This is a genomic window from Rhodococcus sp. BL-253-APC-6A1W (assembly GCF_012843405.1).
In the GTDB taxonomy this organism is placed as follows: Bacteria; Actinomycetota; Actinomycetes; order Mycobacteriales; family Mycobacteriaceae; genus Rhodococcus.
Map to the genome: position 1 here is coordinate 121,278 of NZ_JABAFB010000002.1, position 16,617 is coordinate 137,894.

The following is a 16,617-nucleotide window of genomic DNA, read 5'->3' on the forward strand; positions in this document are numbered from 1 at the left end:
TCCATCATGACAGTGCGAACCGACAACGCGACGCCGCACATCCTGTGCAGGCATATCCGGTGTGTCCGCGACCACATTCGGGGACCGGTCGGAACAGATCGCGGCGGCTGTGATGTTCTCGAAGTCATGACCACCACCGATGCACCCGCCTTGACCGTCTACTCCACCACGTGGTGCGGCTACTGCAAGCGTCTGAAGAAGCAGCTCGACGAGAACGGCATCGCCTACACCGAGATCGACATCGAGGCCGATCCCTCGGCAGCGGAATTCGTCGGCAGTGTCAACGACGGCAACCACATCGTGCCGACCGTCAAGTACGCAGACGGCACCACCGCCACCAACCCGCCGCTGTCGGCGGTCAAGCGCGCGCTCGGTCTGTAACAGCCCGGATCAGCCCCGGGCCCATCCTTCGAGCATGCCCCGGGCAATGGAGATCGAGCCCGGCAGCAGCAGAGGCACCTCGTCGGCCGACGCCCAGTCGCCGGCCTCGAGTGCGTTCCGCACCTCGTCGCGAGTGAACCATCGCGCCTCGCCGATCTCGCCGTCCCGGAATTCCAGGGGCTGAGCGGGGTCGGCGACGGCCGCGAACCCGAGCATCAACGACCGCGGAAACGGCCACGGCTGGCTTCCGAGGTAGCGGATGTCACGCACGTCGACGCCGACTTCTTCGCGGATCTCCCGCACCACACACGATTCCAGCGATTCGCCCGCCTCCACGAATCCTGCCAGGACGGAGAAGCGCCGCTCCGGCCACACGGGTTGACGCCCGAGCAGCACCCTGTCGCCGCCGTCGTGCACCAGGCAGATGACCGCCGGGTCCGTGCGCGGGAATTCCTCGTGCCCGGTCTCGGAACTGATCCGCGACCATCCGGACATGGTGGGTTCGGTGACGGAACCGTCGACCGCGCTGAACCCTGCCCGGTCGTGCCAGTTGAGCAAGGCCACCGCACTCACCATCAGGTCCGCGTCCGCGTCGTCGAGTGCGTCGCCGACCTTGCGCAGGTCCGCAACCTCTCCCGTCTGTGCGAGTACGCGGACGGCCCACACGTGCCGCTCGTCGCGCACACCGAGAAACACCGCCCCGGGGGCCGGCTCGGGGCCGAGTTCCGCGGCGGCACGGAACACCAGTGCCCCGTCCGCCACGGGCACCTGTCCCCGTCGGTCCACCTTCAGGAGTTTCGCGTCCGCCCACCCCGCCCGCAGCGCGTCCTCGTCGGAGCGAAGCTCTTCGGCGCGCTCGACGACGGTGCGCGACAGGAGTGGGGTACCGGACAGAGAGAAACTGGTCACTTCGAGCACACTAGCCGCGCATCGCGCCCGGCTGCGTGCCCACGAGCCGGATGTAGAGCAGCTTGTCGCCGGCCTCCACCGCATCCACCTCGGGCGAGCCGATCCGCCACATCCGGCCGTCGCGCACCACGGCAAGGACGATGTCCTTGAGGTGTCGCGGCGAACCGCCGATCTCCGACGGTTCCACGTCACGTTCGGCGATGGCGAATCCGGCTTCGGGGGTGAGCAGGTCCTCGATCATCTCGACCACGTTGGGTGTCGTCGTAGCGATACCCAGCAGGCGGCCCGCGGTCTCGGAGGAGATGACCACCGAGTCGGCACCGGACTGCCGCAGCAGGTGCGTGTTCTCGGACTCGCGGATCGCGGCGACGATCTTGGCCTTGGGGGCGATCTCGCGGGCACTCAGAGTCACCAGCACCGCGGTGTCGTCGCGGTTCGCGGCGACGATGACAGCGGCGGCGTGCTGCACACCCGCGAGGCGGAGAACGTCCGACTTGGTCGCCGAACCCTGGACCGTCACCAACCCCTGCCCGGCCGCGGATTCCAGGACGACGGGATCGGTGTCCACCACCACGATGTCGGATGGGGCGACACCGTCGCCCAGCATGGCGTCGACGGCGGTACGGCCCTTGGTGCCGTAGCCGATGACGACGGTGTGATTACGCACGCGGCGCCTCCATCGTTGGATCTTGAATGCTTGTCGTGAACTCGCGGTCAGAGCCGACAACGTCGTTCCGACCAGCACGATCAGGAAGAACACCCGCAGCGGGGTGATCACGAGAACGTTGATCAGGCGCGCTTCGGGTGTGAACGGAGTGATGTCGCCGTACCCGGTGGTCGACAGCGACACGGTCGCGTAATACAGGCAGTCCAGCAACGACAACGCGTTGCCCTGCGCGTCGCGGTACCCGTCGCGGTCGAGGTAGACGACCACCACCGCGAACAGCAGCGCCGCGAAGGCGTAACCGATGCGACGCGCAATCGCGATTCCGGGACTCGTCTGCTCTTCCGGCACCCGGAGGACGCCCACCAACGCGAAGTCCGGACGCTCGGTGAGCTGATCGGAGCGACTGAACCTCGCACGCAATCTACCGGGCATCGTGCCTACTCCACCTCGTCTCGGTCCCCAGGGGGGACCTCACTTACACCGTAGCGATGCCGGACGGCCATCGATTCCGGATCGCAGCCTACGCGCCGCCCGCTACTGTGGCGCCCATGTCCACCCAACCGTCCCGACGACCGGCGTTGCGGCTCGCCGCATTGCTCCTCGGCGCAGGCACGATGCACTTCGTCCGACCGCAACCCTTCGACGGCATCGTCCCCCGCGCGCTGCCCGGTTCCGCCCGCACCTACACCTACGTCTCGGGAGTCGCCGAGATCGGGGTCGGGCTCGCGCTCGTGGTGCCGCGTACCCGCCGGACGGGTGGCGCGCTGGCTGCTGCGCTGTTTCTCGCGGTGTTCCCTGCGAACGCGCAGATGGCCGTCACGTGGCTGCGCAGCGACCGGATCTCACCGGTGGCAAAGGCCGTCGCGGTGGCACGGCTGCCGCTGCAGATCCCTCTCGTCACCGCGGCCCTCGAGGTGCGTCGCCTCGCCCCGGGGGCGCACCGCCGCTGACCCGTGCGTCTACGCACCGAGGAGAATGTCGACGAGTTCGGACGGGCGCGCAAGTGCCACAAGGTGTCCCGAGTCGACGACCACCGGCTCGACACCGACGCGCGCACGGGACAGTGCCGTCAGGAACGGGAGCGGGAACAACCGGTCGCGCCGGCCTGCGACAACCCGCACCGGAACGTCGGGCCAGCGCTCGGCATCCCAGGCGGGTTCGAACGCCGCGTCCGACAGGCGCGTCTCCTCGTGGGCGAACGCTTCCTCGGTGACGGCGTCCGGGATGTCGTGGAAGAACAACTCCCGTATGTCGAGCGGTGCATCGGGGTCCCGTCCGTCCGCGACGGCCTGCTCCCGCTGAGCATCCTCGTGCCCGACGTCGCCCCACCACTGCGCCGGTGATTCGCCGGGCGCAGGGATCATCGGTGCCACCAGCACGAGTTCGTCCACAGCACACCGCTCTGCGATACGAACGGCGGTGAACGCCGACATCGATTGGGCCACCACCACGAGGGGTCCGGGAGCATCGCCGAGCGCCGCAACCACGAAGTCTGCGTACGAGTCCTGGTTCTCGTTGTCGTCGGCGTACGGGAGATCGACGGCGAGCGCGTCGTGCCCGCGTCCCTCGAGCATCGGCACCACCCGGTGCCAGTACCAGGAGTCCGACCCTGCTCCCGGCAACAGCACAAAGGTCGACACGGCCGCCCCTTTCCGTCGAACGGTGCCTACGAGCGTAACGGCGCGCGGGGGCCCCGCACAGCGGGTTTCACAGGCCGGCGGGTTTTCACGGGCCTGAGCCTCGTGTCCACCTGATGCAGACCGCGGATGTGCCTCTGGTCTGCGCGTCATCGATGTGGCGCGTTACCAGTACTGGTGCTGGTGCCCGTCGGTGTCGGCAACGAAGACGATCGCGTCGGCGCGCTCCACGTCGGCCGGACTCAGCGGAATATGTCCTCGGACAATGGGTTCGCCCGTGCCGAGCGAGCGCGGAAGGGCAGCGTGCAAGGGCTTCGCAGGGAACATGGCGCGCCGTGCGGTCGCCTCGGCGAGTGTGCCCTGAAGGGTGCCTGGACGGGGGTGCAGCCCGGCGTCCGCGGCAACGAACATGTAGCGCTCTCCGAGAGCAAAGCCGACGAGCGCACCGGCACTTGGCCCTATCGCTCCCTCGTTGTCGACCGGCATGGACGACTGCGTTCGCTGGAGGTGGGCGTTGTGCGCAAACACCAGGCTCGGCCCACGGCCCTTCTCCTTGGACACGATCGTGAGAAGGTTCTCGGCCATCATGGCGGCGCGCAGGCTGAGCAGGGTGGCGATGCGGTCCGACGCGGTGTGCGCCATGGCCGCGTGGTAGCGAAGCAGACCCCGCGCGGTGTGCGCGTACGCGAGGGCATCGTCGTACGCCACCGGATCGGCGGGAGCGAGGACGGGCGCTGCACGGCGCAGCACGCTGACGAGGTCGTCCGCGACCAGGCGCAGGGCGCGAGCACGCTCGGAGTCCCCGATGGACGCGGCCGGGTCGCGCATCGCGTCCGGGTTCGTCCAGGCCGTGTCGTCGCCGAGCAGTCCGTCGATGTCCCCGGCCGAGTCCGGATGCAGCGCAGCGGGTAGGTACTCCAGAACGACGGACAGTGCGTGTCGTGGACTGGGTGCGCCGGAGAATTCCACCGGGGCGTCGAATCCGTAGAAGCGCACCCGATCCCGCGCGGGACGACCGGTGTTGTAACCGCGGAGCCATTCGACGAGTTCGCGGTTGCCGGGGACGCGGCCGAAACCATGACTGAAACCGCGCTCGAGGACATCGTCGATCTCCGTTGCCCCGCCCCCGACATAGTTGTCGACGACAGAAGCGGCGAGGACATCGGTCTCCAGCACGATCGAGCGGTATCCGCGTTCGACGAGGTGACAGAGAAGTTCGTTGCGCAGCAACGGGAATGCAGCGATTCCGTGGGTCGGCTCGCCGAGGGCGAGCAGGCTCGGGGGTTCCTGCCGCGTGGCAAGCAACTCGTCGAACGCGCTTCCCAGATCTCCGGGCGTGTCCAATTGCCGGCAGATCTCGGTCGGCGACGTGGTCGTAGACATGAATTCTCCTTCCAGGAAAACCTGCCTTCGACGCTATCGTTGAAGAATCGGGTGAAGGTTGTCTCCTATCGGCCCACGACAGGGAGATCCAAGCCTCAAACAAAGGAAATACGATGCGGCCCGTCGACCTCGCCCGCGAACACGGGTTGTCCGCACAGGCGATCCGCAATTACGACGATGCGGGCATCTTCCCGCCGACCGGGCGCACCGAGGCCGGCTACCGGTATTACACCCCTCTTCACGCGCAGGCTCTGCGGACCTTCCTCACGTTGCGGCGCGGACACGGGCACCGGCGAGCGACGGACATCATGCGTGCGGTCAATCGGCACGACACCGAGTCCGCCTACCGGCTGATCGACGCGACACACGTCGAGGTGCTCGCCGAACGCGACACCCGAACAGAGGTCGCGACGGTTCTCGGTGGTCTCACCGCGACGGCACCTGCTTCCGTCCCGGGTGCGCCCCTCACGGTGGGCGAACTGGCACGAAGGCTCGGAGTTCACGCGGCGACGCTGCGGGCGTGGGAGTCCCAGGGAATCCTCCGGCCCGAACGTGATCGCGCGACCGGTTACCGCATGTTCGGTGCCGAGTCCGTGCACGACGCCGAGATCGCACGACAGTTGCGCCGGGGCGGCTACCCGCTGCGCCAGGTCGCCCGGTTCCTCGCATCGCTGCGCGACGCGGGCGGTGCGGACGCACTGAGCCGGTTCCTCGACTCCTGGCAGGCGCGGCTGGCTGTGCGCAGCCGGGACCTCCTTGCCGGCGCGGGGACACTCGACGCCTACCTGTCCCTCCTCGACCACGCCGCGGCCTCCTCCGGCGCTGCTGCACCTTCCGACAGCGCGCCGCCGCCCCACACCGGCTAGGAGGCGGGCTCCCCCCGCTGTCCGGCATCCCCGGCAGAATCGTCCCGGGCAGAGTCGTCCCCGGCACCCCGCACGAGCTGTTCCATCGCGGCCGCGCCGGGGAGATCTCCGGGTGCGACGGTGCGGCCCGTACGGACGTAATGGAATGCCGCACGCACCTTGTTCAATGGAGGCTCGGCCGGTCGCCCGGTGATGCGTGTGATGCGGGCCGCCATGAGCTGCGCCCACGCCAGCCGATATGCGGCCAGCTGCAGACCGACCGACGCCAGTGCGTCCGCGTCGGGCTCGGCACCGGTCTTCCAGTCGATGACCGTCCAGCCTCCGTCGGGATCCTCGAACACCGCATCGATGCGACCACGGATGACGGTGCCGCCCAGCGACGTCTCGAACGGGACTTCCACCTCGACCGGGTTGCGGGCAGCCCACGGCGACCGCAGGAACGCCTCCTGCAGCCGCTCGAAGTGGGATTCGTCGCCGCCTTCGTCGTCGGCGCCGGGAAGTTCGTCGAGGTCGAGCAGACGCGTTGCGCCGAAACGGCGTTCGAGCCACGCGTGGAAGGCGGTACCCCGGCGCGCCAGTGGGTTCGGCCGGAACGGCAGCGGACGACGCAGACGTGCTGCCAGCGCCTCCGGGTCGGTCGCGAGGTCGACCAGTTGGCTGACCGACAGCTGGGCCGGGAGCATCACCTCGGCGGCCCGTTCGAACCGCTGTTCCCGTTCGGCGAGCAACGCATCGACGTCGGCTGCCCAGTCGTCCGGATCGTCCTCGCTGCTGCCGGGCGGATTCGGTTCGCCGGCGTCGAGTGCCGAGAGCACGAGCGCAGCTCCCCGCTGGACGTCGGCACGACGCGAACCGAGCGGGTCGCGAGGCCAGGTGGCACTGCGGGGCGACTCCGTCATGGGGTTACGAGCACCGGGTTCCGGTGCCGGCTCCCACACCTCGATCGTCCCCAGTTCGCTTCGCGCCGAGACCAATTCGTGCATCTCCTCGAGGAACTCGGACGGGCCCTTCGGTTCGGCCCCCGTATCGCCCCAGTGGTGACCCGACACGAACAGGGCACGCTCGGTGCGGGTGAGCGCGACATAGAACAACCGGCGATCCTCGTCGAGCTTGCGACTCTTGAGGGCACCCTTGTGGCGGTCGATGGCGTTCTCGAGCATCTTGCGATCGAAGATGTCGTCGAGTTCGAGCACCGGCACCCCGTCGGTGCTCGACCCTGGATCGTCGCCCGGCATCGCGCGGTCGCCACGCAGCTGCGGGGGCAATTCGGTGACGGACCCCAGCCACGTCGCGGCGGCAGACGAGGACGGAAAGACGCCCGCGGTGACGTGCGGAACCGCCACGACCTCCCATTCGAGCCCCTTCGCCGAATGGACGGTGAGTATCTGCACCCGTTCGGGGTCGACTTCGACCTCACCCGGCGCGAGCCCCTTTTCGATCTCCTCCGCGGCCGCGAGGTAGCCGAGCAGTCCACCGAGGGTCGCGTGGGTGCGCGCCGCATACGACGCCACCACATCGGCGAACGCGTCGAGGTGCTCACGGCCGGCGATACCGCCGCGACCACCGACTCGCGCTTCCGCTTCGATACCGATTCCGAGGACCCGTTCGACCTCGGCAACGAGTTCGGTGAGCGGCTGGCCGAGACGCTCACGCAGCGAGGCGAGTTCGCGGGCCAGCGCGGTGATGCGCGCGAACCCGAATTCCGAGTACTGGCCCGGATCACCCGGATCGGAGATGGCGTCTGCCAGGCCCGCCTGGTCGGCGTATTCGCCGGGCAGCGAGGAATCGAGTGCCTCGTCGAGCGCCTCGGGGTCGGTGACGGCACCGGCCACTCCGTAGCGACCGGCGATGGCGAGTGTCTGGGCGCGTCGCCACAGTGCCTTCAGATCGGCCGCGCCGATCTGCCACCGGGCACCGGTCAGCACACGCACGGCCGCACTGCCGGCCAGCGGGTCGGCCGCGAGCCGCAACATGGCGAGCAGGTCGGCGACCTCGGGCGTGTGCAACAAGCCCCCGATGCCGACGACCTCCACCGGCAGGTCGCGGGCACGCAGGGCTTCGGCGATCGGGGCGGCGTCGGCGTTGCGCCGCACCAGCACCGCCGCACTCGGCGGTGGTTTTCCGGCCTCGCGCGCGGCTGCGTACTCCGCGGCGATGCGGTCGGCGACCCAGTTGCGCTCGGCGTCGATGTCGGTGTGCAGCGCCAACCGCACGTCGCCGGGCACGGCGTCGGGCCGGGGCCGCAGGCGGCTGACCGCCACGCCACGATCGCGCAGGGGTTCGGACGAGACGTTCGCGAGGTCCAGGGCTTCGGGAGGATTGCGCCAGCTGGTCAGCAGTTCGAGGGTGGGCGCGGGACGCCCGCCCGGCAACGCGAAGTCGGTGGCGAATCGCGGGAGGTTCGCCGCCGAGGCGCCGCGCCAGCCGTAGATCGACTGCATCGGGTCGCCCACGGCGGTGACCGCGAGATTCGGGTCCTGAGCACCTCCGAACAGCGATCCGAGCAGCACGCGCTGCGAGTGACCGGTGTCCTGGTATTCGTCGAGCAGCACGGCCCGGAACCGTTCGCGTTCCCCGGCGCCCACTTCGTAATGATCGCGGGCGACCCGCGCGGCGAGCGACATCTGACTGCCGAAGTCCAGGGCGCCTTCCCTGCGGAGGGTGTCGGACAGTCGCTGGACGAGCGGGAGCAACTGCAACCGGTCGTGCTGTGTCTCCAGGTATCCGAGAAGCGTTTTCGACGGTCCGCCGCGCTGGCCCGGCCCTGCCGGCAGCGTATGGATCAGCTTGTCGAGTTCGGTGTGCGCCTCGCGAAGGTCTTCCGGCTCGACGAGATGTTCGGCGAGCTGGCCGGACAGCGCGAGCACCGCCTCCGTCACCGACGCCGGGCTGCGGTCGGTATCGAGTTCGCCGTCCCACGCACTGACGACCCGGTGGGCGACCTGCCACAATTCCGTTTCCGACAGGAGCGTTGCCGTCGGTTCGATCGGCAGCAGCAAGCCGTGCTCGCCGAGCAACCGGCCGGCGTACGCGTGGTAGGTACCCACCTCGGGCTCACCGGCGAGGATGCGGGCGCGCAGGCCTCCCTCCGGGTCCAGATCCCGGATCAGGGCCGAGCCTGCGAGTTTCGCGAGACGGGTTCGGATGCGGGCGGTGAGCTGTTGGGCGGCCTTGCGCGTGAAGGTGAGGCCCAGCACCTGTTCCGGTTCGACAAGCCCGTTGGCGACGAGCCACACCACCCGTGCGGCCATCGTCTCCGTCTTGCCTGCTCCGGCACCCGCCACGACGAGCACGGGCCCCATGGGCGCTTCGATGACGGCGGCCTGCTCGGCGGTCGGTGGATGTTGTCCGAGCGCCTCGGCCAGCCGGGCGGCACTCACTGCGGGGGTGGTCATCCGTCCGTCACCTGCCTTCCTTCGTCGTGGGCAGGGCAACTGGACAGCACCGGGCAATGCCGGCAGCCGTCGTTGACCTGCGCGAGGAACTGCGGTCCCTGCGTCGCCGCGGCCGCCTCGTGGATCACCTCGCGCCAGTGGGCGAGGCCCTCTTCGTCGAGGGGCGGCTGTAAACGCTGGGTCGCGCCTTCCTTGTTGTGAGGTTTGGCCACGAACACCAGCCGGGCACCGCCGGGCGACGACGCCGGTTCCCCTTCGATCGCTCCGGCAGCAGCCGCCACCTGGTACGCGGCGAGCTGTGCGTGGTCGCGCGCGGCGTCCTTGGACACGGGATTCTTCGCGGTCTTGACGTCGACGACGACGGGCCGCCCATCGGGGTCGCGTTCGAGCCGGTCGATGCGACCTTTCAGCCGCACGCGCGGCAGGTCGTCGGAGGGGGGTTCGAGTATTCCGTCGACACTGACCTCGACGCCGATCTCGGTGAGGTCGTTGCGCGTGCCCTGCAGCCAGGTCGAGAACGTGTCGAGCATGCGGCGGGTGCGTTCGAGTTCACGTTTCGCATACCACTCGGACCCCAAATCGACTGAATCCCAGGCTTTTTCGAGAGCCTGATCGATGCGCTCGGGTGGGATACGGCCGGCGAGGGCCTGCACGAGCGTGTGGACGAGCGTGCCGGTGACGGCGTGACTGTTCTCGCCGTCGGCACCTCCGTGCCGCTCGAACATCCATCGCAGCGGGCAGGTGACGAGTTGTTCGACGGTGGACGGCGACAACCGGACCGCGTCGTCGCCGGGATCCCACAACGGCGCCGCGGTGCTGGGATCGGAAGTGCCGTACCACTCGTCGGGGTGGGCACCGCGCACGCCCGCGCGGGCGAGCCGGGCCAGTTGCGCGGCCGCCGTGCGCTGCCGCTCCGGTTCGTGTTCGGCAACCAGCGGATCGCACACCACGCTGCGCAGCTCGGCGACGAGCGCGGGCAACGCGAGCACCCGGATGCGCACCTCTTCGGGCATCTCGGAGTCGGGCACGGCGTCGGGATCGTCGCCGCCGAGCAGTTCGTCGACGAACCGCGAACGTACGAGTTCGGTATCGCCGCTCACCGAGTCGACCGCGGTGACCAGCAGGTGTGTGCGGGCTCGGCTGCAGGCGACGAGGAACAGCCTGCGCTCGTCGGCGAGCAGTGGTGCCATGCGCGACAACCGCACCGACGCATGCTCGCCACCGTCGGCACCCGACACCGCATCGATGAGCGATTCGATGCCGAGCAGGGTGCCCCGCGCCCGCAGACTCGGCCACAAGCCTTCCTGCACACCGGCGACCACGACGACATCCCATTCGCGCCCGGCGGCGGAATGCGCGCTGACCACCGTCACCGCTTCGGTCTCGGCGACCAACCGCGTGCGCACGGTGCCGGGAATCTCCTGCTCGGTCAGGTAATCCACGAATCCTGCGATCTGCGCGCGGGGTAGGCGGTCGACGTAGTCGGCGGCGGCGTCGAACAATGCCACGACAGCGTCGAGGTCGCGGTCGGCCTGCGCGCCGACCGGTCCGCCGCGGGCCGACGCGGCGGCCCAGCGTCGTTCGAGACCGGTGGCTTGCCAGGCCTCCCACAGCACGTCCTCGAGTCCGCCGCCCCGCAGGGCCGCGGAGCGGGCTTTGCGCAGCACGCCGAGAACCTTTCGCAGCGGCGCGGACTCCACCTCGGTCAGGCCGCGGACGAGGTGAGCGGTCTCGCCGCCCTTGTCACCGTGGTCACCGCCGTCGCCGTCGGTGAGCAGCAGACGCAGCAGTTCCGCAGAGTCGCGGTCGCGCCCGGACGCCAATTCGACGCGGCGCAGACCTCGCCGCAGACGACGCAGGGCGACGGGTTCGGCACCGCCGACCGGACCCGACAGCAGCGCCAGCGCCTCCTCGCCGCCGAACCGGCGACCGGACACTGCCCGCAGCACGAGCAGCAGACCTGCCACGCTGTGCTGCCGGGCGAGAGGCAACTCGGAGGCCGCGGTGGTCATGGGGACGCCGGCGGCGAGCAGCGCGCGTCGCAGCGGTGCGAGGACTCGCGGCACCGATCGGACGACGATCGCCATGCGGGACCAGGGCACTCCGTCGACGAGGTGGGCGCGGCGCAGGGTGTCGGCGACGAGCGCGGCTTCCTTCGCCTGCGACGGCTGCACCACCACCCGCACCGAGCCGGGTTCGGTTGCGGCCTCGGGTGAGATGCCATCGGGCGAGGTGCCATCGGGTGAGGCGGCGCCGCGATGCGGAGGCAGCCCGGGCACTCTGCGCGCGATGCGGTGGGTCACCGCCGCTACCGCGGGCGCGGCCCGGTAATTGGTACCGAGCACGATGCGGCGGGACGGATCGTCGTCGGCCAACCGTTCGAGAAAGGTGGGATCGGCGCCACGGAAACCGAACACGCTCTGGTCGGGGTCGCCCGCGACGGTGCTCGTCCGGGTACCGGTGCCGATCACCCGCACGAGGTGAGCCGCCTGCGGGTCGAGGTGCTGCGCATCGTCGACGAGCAGGTGACGGATCCGGTTGCGCTCGGACGCGAGCAGGTCGGGGTCGGTCGCGAAGGCGGCAAGCGCCGCCCCGACGAGTTCTGCCGCGTCGAGCGCGGGCGCGGTCGCTTCGGGTGCTTCGAGACCGACGGCGCCGCGCAGCAGCATGACCTGCTCGTACCGCTGCGCGAATCGCCCGGCCGCGACCCACTCGGGGCGATCACGCCGCTCGCCCAGTGCGACGAGGTCTTCGGGACCGAGCCCGCGCTCGCTGGCACGCAGCATCAGATCGCGGAGTTCGACGGCGAATCCGGTCATACCGAGGGCGGGGCGGAGTCGCTCGGGCCACCCGGTGGCACCGTCGTCGATGTCGCCACGGAGCAGTTCGCGTAGGACCGCGTCCTGTTCGGCGCCGGTGATCAGTCGCGGCGGCGGGTTGCCGTGCGCAGTTGCCTGTAAGCGCAATACCGCGAACGCGTACGAGTGGACGGTGCGGACCAGCGGTTCTCGGGTGGCGCGTGCACCGGCACCCAGCAGCCCGGCGGTGATCGCCTCGCGCAGCGTTGTCGCGGCGCGACGGGAGTGGGTGAGTACGAGGACGGACTCGGGGTCGACCCCGGAGGAGATGCGATGTACCACCAGGTCGACCAGCAGCGACGTTTTGCCGGTACCGGGCCCGCCGAGCACCTGCCAGGGGCGCCATCGCGGGGCGGGCGGTGCGTCGGCGAACACTGCCCGCACATCGTCGGGCCACGTCCTGGCGGCCGGTGCGACATCCGGTCGCCGGACCAGTCGCGCGGCAGGTCGTCGCGAGCGGTCGGGCGCACGGAGGTCGAGGTCGGGCATATCGACATCCCACCAGAACCCCCCGACAACCGGCCGGTGGCATCTGCCGTCTCCCTGCCCGAAGAATCGTTAGCGGCCGGAAGCAACGGGTAGGTAAGGCTAGGTTAAGCTCTGCTCGGCTGCGGCACCACGCCGCCGACTGTCGACGCAGAACGAGGATCACAGCTATGAACGCCATCCGTAACTACCGGCGCGCCGCAATCGGCGCCCTGGCCGTCATCGCCCTGGCCGGGTGCTCCACCTCCACGACCGACGACGCCGACACCACCGCGGCAGCCCAGACGGTCGCGATCGAGGACAACTTCGGCGAGCAGACCGTGACGACTCCGCCGAAGTCCGTGGTGGCGACGGACAACAGCACGTTCGAGACGCTCGACTCGTGGGGCGTGGACCTGTCGGCCGGCGCCGTGAGCCTGATGCCGAGCACGATCGGGTACAAGCAGGACAGCGACGTCGTCGACCTCGGCACCCACCGCGAGCCGAACCTCGAGGCGGTTGTCGCGGCCGAGCCCGACCTCATCATCAACGGCGGCCGGTTCGCGCAGTTCCGCGGGGACTTCGAGCGCCTCGCGCCCGACGCCGCCATCGTCGAGGTCACTCCGCGCGACGACCAGCCGTTCGACGCCGAGCTCAAGCGCGGCACCACCGTTCTCGGCGAGATCTTCGGCAAGCAGGCCGAAGCCCAGGCCCTCAACGACGCGTTCGACGCCTCGATCGCGCGCGTGAAAGCCGCCTACTCCCCCGACACGTCCGTGATGGGCTTGATCACCTCCGGCGGCGAAATCGGCTACGTCGCGCCGAGCACCGGCCGCACGATCGGCCCGATGTTCGACATCTTCGGTTTCACCCCGTCGCTCGAGGTGCCCGAGAGCTCCGACAACCACCAGGGCGACGACATCTCGGTCGAGGCCGTCGCAGCCTCCAACCCCGACCTGATCATCGTGATGGACCGTGACGCGGGAACCGCCAACGGTGGCGGCGAGGGATTCGTCCCGGCGGCGAACATCATCGAGAACACCGAAGCGCTGAAGTCCGTCACCGCCGTCAAGGACGGCAAGGTGATCTTCCTGCCGACCGATACCTACACCAACGAGAGCATCCAGACGTACACGGAGTTCTTCAACTCCCTCGCGGACCTGCTCGAGCAGCAGAAGTCCTGATCTTCGTCACTCCTGGCGCCCGCGGGTTCGTCCCGCGGGCCCAGGCATGAATGCCTCACGGAAGACAGCAGCATCGATGAGCACAACGACGGTTTCCCCGACCCGCAAGGGCCGGTTGTTCGACTGGAAACTCCTCCTGGGAATCCTCGGAGTCTGTGTCCTGCTGACCATGTCGCTGTTCACCGGGGTGTACGACATCTTCGGCGGCGAACAGGGCTGGGAGATGTTCGAGATCACCCGCATCCCCCGGACGATCGCGCTGGTTCTGGCGGGCGCGGCAATGGCGATGTCGGGGCTGGTGATGCAGTTGCTCACCCAGAACCGGTTCGTCGAGCCGACCACCGCCGGCACGACGGAGTGGGCGGGCCTCGGCCTCATCCTGATGATGATCCTCCTGCCCGGATCCGGACTCGTGCCGCGGATGATCGGGGCGATCGCCGCCGCCTTCGTCGGCACGATGATCTTCTTCCTGTTCCTCCGCCGCGTCTCGCTGTCCTCGTCCCTCATCGTGCCGATCGTCGGCATCATGCTCGGCGCCGTCGTCGGCTCGATCACGACGTACCTCGCCCTGGCCACCGACATGCTCCAGAGCTTGGGCGTGTGGTTCGCCGGAAGCTTCACCTCCGTCCTGCGGGGACAGTACGAGGTGCTCTGGATCGTCGCCGCGGTTGCGGTCGCGGTGTTCCTGGTCGCGGACCGCCTCACGGTGGCCGGCCTGGGCGAAGACGTGGCGACGAACGTCGGGCTCAACTACACCCGGATCATCTTCCTGGGCACCGGCCTCATCGCTGTGGCCACCGGCGTCGTGACCGTCGTCGTGGGAAATCTGCCGTTCATCGGCCTCATCGTCCCGAACATCGTCTCCATGTTCCGCGGCGACGACCTGCGCAGCAATCTGCCCTGGGTCTGCTTGCTGGGCATCGCGATCGTGACGGTGTGCGACCTCATCGGGCGGACGATCATCGCCCCGTTCGAGGTCCCCGTCTCGCTCATCCTCGGCGTGGTCGGCGCCGTCGTGTTCATCGCTCTACTGCTGCGGAGCCGTCGTCATGCCTGAAACCATGCCCGTCAGCGCGGAACCGGCGGTCGCGGCACCGCCGGCGGAACTTCCCGCGTCGGACGTCTTTCCGAACCCGAAGGCGCGCCGGCGCTACTGGATTCTGCTCGCCGGCCTGTCGCTGCTCGCGTGCTTCTTCGCGGTGGGAACGCTGGTATGGAACAACCCGATGCCGTTCGGGAGTTCCGGCTTCTGGCGGATCACGGAGATGCGGGCGACCAGCCTTGTCGTCATCGCAATCGTCGTGGTGTGCCAGGCCACCGCCACCGTCGCGTTCCAGACGGCGACGAACAACCGGATCATCACACCGTCGATCATGGGATTCGAGGCACTGTACGTCGCGATCTCCACCGCCGCGGTGTACTTTCTGGGTGCCGTCGGAGTCGTTGCACTGCAAGGAACTCCGCAGTTCCTCCTGCAGATCGCGCTGATGGTCTTCTTCTCGCTCGTGCTCTACGGGTGGTTGCTGTCGGGTAAGTACGGCAACCTGCAGGTGATGCTGCTCGTCGGGATCATCCTCGGCGGTGGGCTCGGCTCCGTCTCGACCTTCATGCAGCGACTGCTCACCCCGAGCGAATTCGACATCCTCACCGCGCGGTTGTTCGGGTCCGTGTCCAACGCGGACGCCTCCTACCTCCCCGTCGCGATTCCCCTGTGTCTAGCCGCTGCCGCCGCACTGTGGTGGCGTGCACGGAAACTCAACCTGGTGGCGCTGGGACGCGACATCACCACCAACCTCGGCCTGAATCACCGCCGCGAGATCATGATCGTGCTGTTCCTCGTGTCGGTCCTGATGGCCGTCTCCACCGCCCTCATCGGACCGATGACCTTCCTGGGCTTTCTCGTGGCCACCCTCGCGTACCAGTTCGCGAACACCTACGACCACCGATACGTGTTTCCCGTCGCGGTGCTGACCGGGTTCGTCGTCCTCACGGGGGCCTACTTCGTTCTCAAGAACATCTTCTACGCCGAGGGCGCGGTGTCGATCATCATCGAAGCCGTCGGCGGATCGGTGTTCCTCTACGTCCTCCTCCGAAAGGGCAGACTGTGATCGAGCTCAAGGGCGTCCGCAAGGACTACGGTGACGGGGTGTCGATCGGCCCCGTCGATCTCCAGATTCCGGCGGGCGGTATCACCGCACTGGTCGGGCCCAACGGAGCCGGCAAGTCGACGCTGCTGACGATCATCGGCCGGCTGCTCGGTGCGGATTCCGGTTCGATCGAGATCGCCGGATACGACATCGCCCGCACCCCGTCGAAAGACCTCGCGAAGATCGTCTCGATCCTGCGTCAGGAGAACCACTTCGTCACCCGGCTGACGGTGCGTCAGCTCGTGGGCTTCGGCCGGTTCCCGCATTCGAAGGGCCGCATCACCCGGCAGGATCAGGAGATCATCAGCCGCGCGATCGAGTTCTTCGACCTCGGCCCGCTCGAGAACCGCTATCTCGATCAGCTCTCCGGCGGGCAGCGCCAGCGCGCCTACGTCGCGATGGTGCTGTGCCAGGACACCGACTACGTCCTTCTCGACGAGCCGCTCAACAATCTCGACATGCGGCATTCGGTCCTGATGATGCAGCACCTGCGCCGTGCCGCCGACGAACTCGGGAGGACGGTGGTCATCGTCCTGCACGACATCAACTTTGCCGCGCACTACGCGGACCGGATCTGCGCGGTGAAGAACGGGCGCGTCGTCGAGTTCGGGACCCCGCAGGAGATCGTGGTCGACGACACGCTCACCCGCGTGTTCGACACCCCGGTGACCTGCGTGGACGGCCCCAACGGCCCGCTGGCCGTCTACTACCGGTAGCCGTGCTGC

Annotated in this window: 13 protein-coding genes; 7 read left to right on the forward strand and 6 right to left on the reverse strand. The window is 68.8% G+C overall.

Annotated features, from left to right (window positions below; translation table 11 throughout):
- The first annotated feature begins 126 nt into the window (after window positions 1-126).
- Window positions 127-381, forward strand: coding sequence for a mycoredoxin (locus HF877_RS03105; protein WP_169619724.1), 255 nt, complete (start codon window positions 127-129; stop codon window positions 379-381).
- Between the two features lie 9 nt (window positions 382-390).
- Here HF877_RS03105 and nudC read toward each other — a convergent pair whose 3' ends face one another.
- On the reverse strand, window positions 391-1,290 hold the full coding sequence (gene nudC, locus HF877_RS03110; protein WP_169619725.1) for an NAD(+) diphosphatase: 900 nt from the start codon (window positions 1,288-1,290) through the stop codon (window positions 391-393).
- Between the two features lie 10 nt (window positions 1,291-1,300).
- Window positions 1,301-2,389 (reverse strand): potassium channel family protein, encoded by a 1,089-nt coding sequence (locus tag HF877_RS03115; RefSeq protein WP_169619726.1) that lies wholly within the window; start codon window positions 2,387-2,389, stop codon window positions 1,301-1,303.
- A 116-nt stretch (window positions 2,390-2,505) separates the two neighbouring features.
- Between HF877_RS03115 and HF877_RS03120 the strand changes: the two genes are divergently transcribed.
- The gene (locus HF877_RS03120; protein ID WP_169619727.1) at window positions 2,506-2,907 is read left to right on the forward strand and encodes a MauE/DoxX family redox-associated membrane protein; all 402 of its coding nucleotides are present in this window, start codon (window positions 2,506-2,508) and stop codon (window positions 2,905-2,907) included.
- 9 nt (window positions 2,908-2,916) lie between these two features.
- Here HF877_RS03120 and HF877_RS03125 read toward each other — a convergent pair whose 3' ends face one another.
- Both HF877_RS03125 and HF877_RS03130 read right to left on the reverse strand, forming a co-directional pair.
- Window positions 2,917-3,597, reverse strand: coding sequence for an alpha/beta fold hydrolase (locus HF877_RS03125; RefSeq protein ID WP_346765050.1), 681 nt, complete (start codon window positions 3,595-3,597; stop codon window positions 2,917-2,919).
- 162 nt (window positions 3,598-3,759) lie between these two features.
- On the reverse strand, window positions 3,760-4,977 hold the full coding sequence (locus HF877_RS03130) for an erythromycin esterase family protein (protein ID WP_169619729.1): 1,218 nt from the start codon (window positions 4,975-4,977) through the stop codon (window positions 3,760-3,762).
- Between the two features lie 113 nt (window positions 4,978-5,090).
- Here HF877_RS03130 and HF877_RS03135 point away from each other — a divergent pair, with 113 nt between their 5' ends.
- Window positions 5,091-5,843 carry a MerR family transcriptional regulator gene (locus tag HF877_RS03135; protein WP_169619730.1) on the forward strand — a complete coding sequence of 251 codons (753 nt, stop codon included), beginning with the start codon at window positions 5,091-5,093 and terminating at the stop codon, window positions 5,841-5,843.
- Here HF877_RS03135 and HF877_RS03140 read toward each other — a convergent pair.
- Window positions 5,840-9,238, reverse strand: coding sequence for a UvrD-helicase domain-containing protein (locus tag HF877_RS03140; protein ID WP_169619731.1), 3,399 nt, complete (start codon window positions 9,236-9,238; stop codon window positions 5,840-5,842). The genes HF877_RS03135 and HF877_RS03140 overlap by 4 nt on opposite strands.
- Complete coding sequence (locus HF877_RS03145) at window positions 9,235-12,585, reverse strand: ATP-dependent DNA helicase (RefSeq protein ID WP_169619732.1); 3,351 nt, start codon at window positions 12,583-12,585, stop codon at window positions 9,235-9,237. Before HF877_RS03145 ends, HF877_RS03140 begins: the two co-directional genes overlap by 4 nt.
- A 167-nt stretch (window positions 12,586-12,752) precedes the next feature.
- On the opposite strand from HF877_RS03145, the gene HF877_RS03150 reads away from it, so the two are divergent.
- The 4 genes from HF877_RS03150 to HF877_RS03165 all read left to right on the forward strand — a co-directional run bounded on the left by HF877_RS03150 (window position 12,753) and on the right by HF877_RS03165 (window position 16,608).
- Entirely contained in the window at window positions 12,753-13,745 is a 993-nt protein-coding gene (locus tag HF877_RS03150) for an ABC transporter substrate-binding protein (RefSeq protein WP_169619733.1), read from the forward strand.
- A 76-nt stretch (window positions 13,746-13,821) separates the two neighbouring features.
- Window positions 13,822-14,802 carry an iron chelate uptake ABC transporter family permease subunit gene (locus tag HF877_RS03155; protein ID WP_169619734.1) on the forward strand — a complete coding sequence of 327 codons (981 nt, stop codon included), beginning with the start codon at window positions 13,822-13,824 and terminating at the stop codon, window positions 14,800-14,802.
- The gene (locus HF877_RS03160) at window positions 14,795-15,853 is read left to right on the forward strand and encodes an iron chelate uptake ABC transporter family permease subunit (protein WP_240951956.1); all 1,059 of its coding nucleotides are present in this window, start codon (window positions 14,795-14,797) and stop codon (window positions 15,851-15,853) included. The genes HF877_RS03155 and HF877_RS03160 overlap by 8 nt, the downstream gene beginning before the upstream one ends.
- Entirely contained in the window at window positions 15,850-16,608 is a 759-nt protein-coding gene (locus HF877_RS03165; protein ID WP_169619735.1) for an ATP-binding cassette domain-containing protein, read from the forward strand. The genes HF877_RS03160 and HF877_RS03165 overlap by 4 nt, the downstream gene beginning before the upstream one ends.
- The last annotated feature ends 9 nt before the right edge of the window (window positions 16,609-16,617 follow it).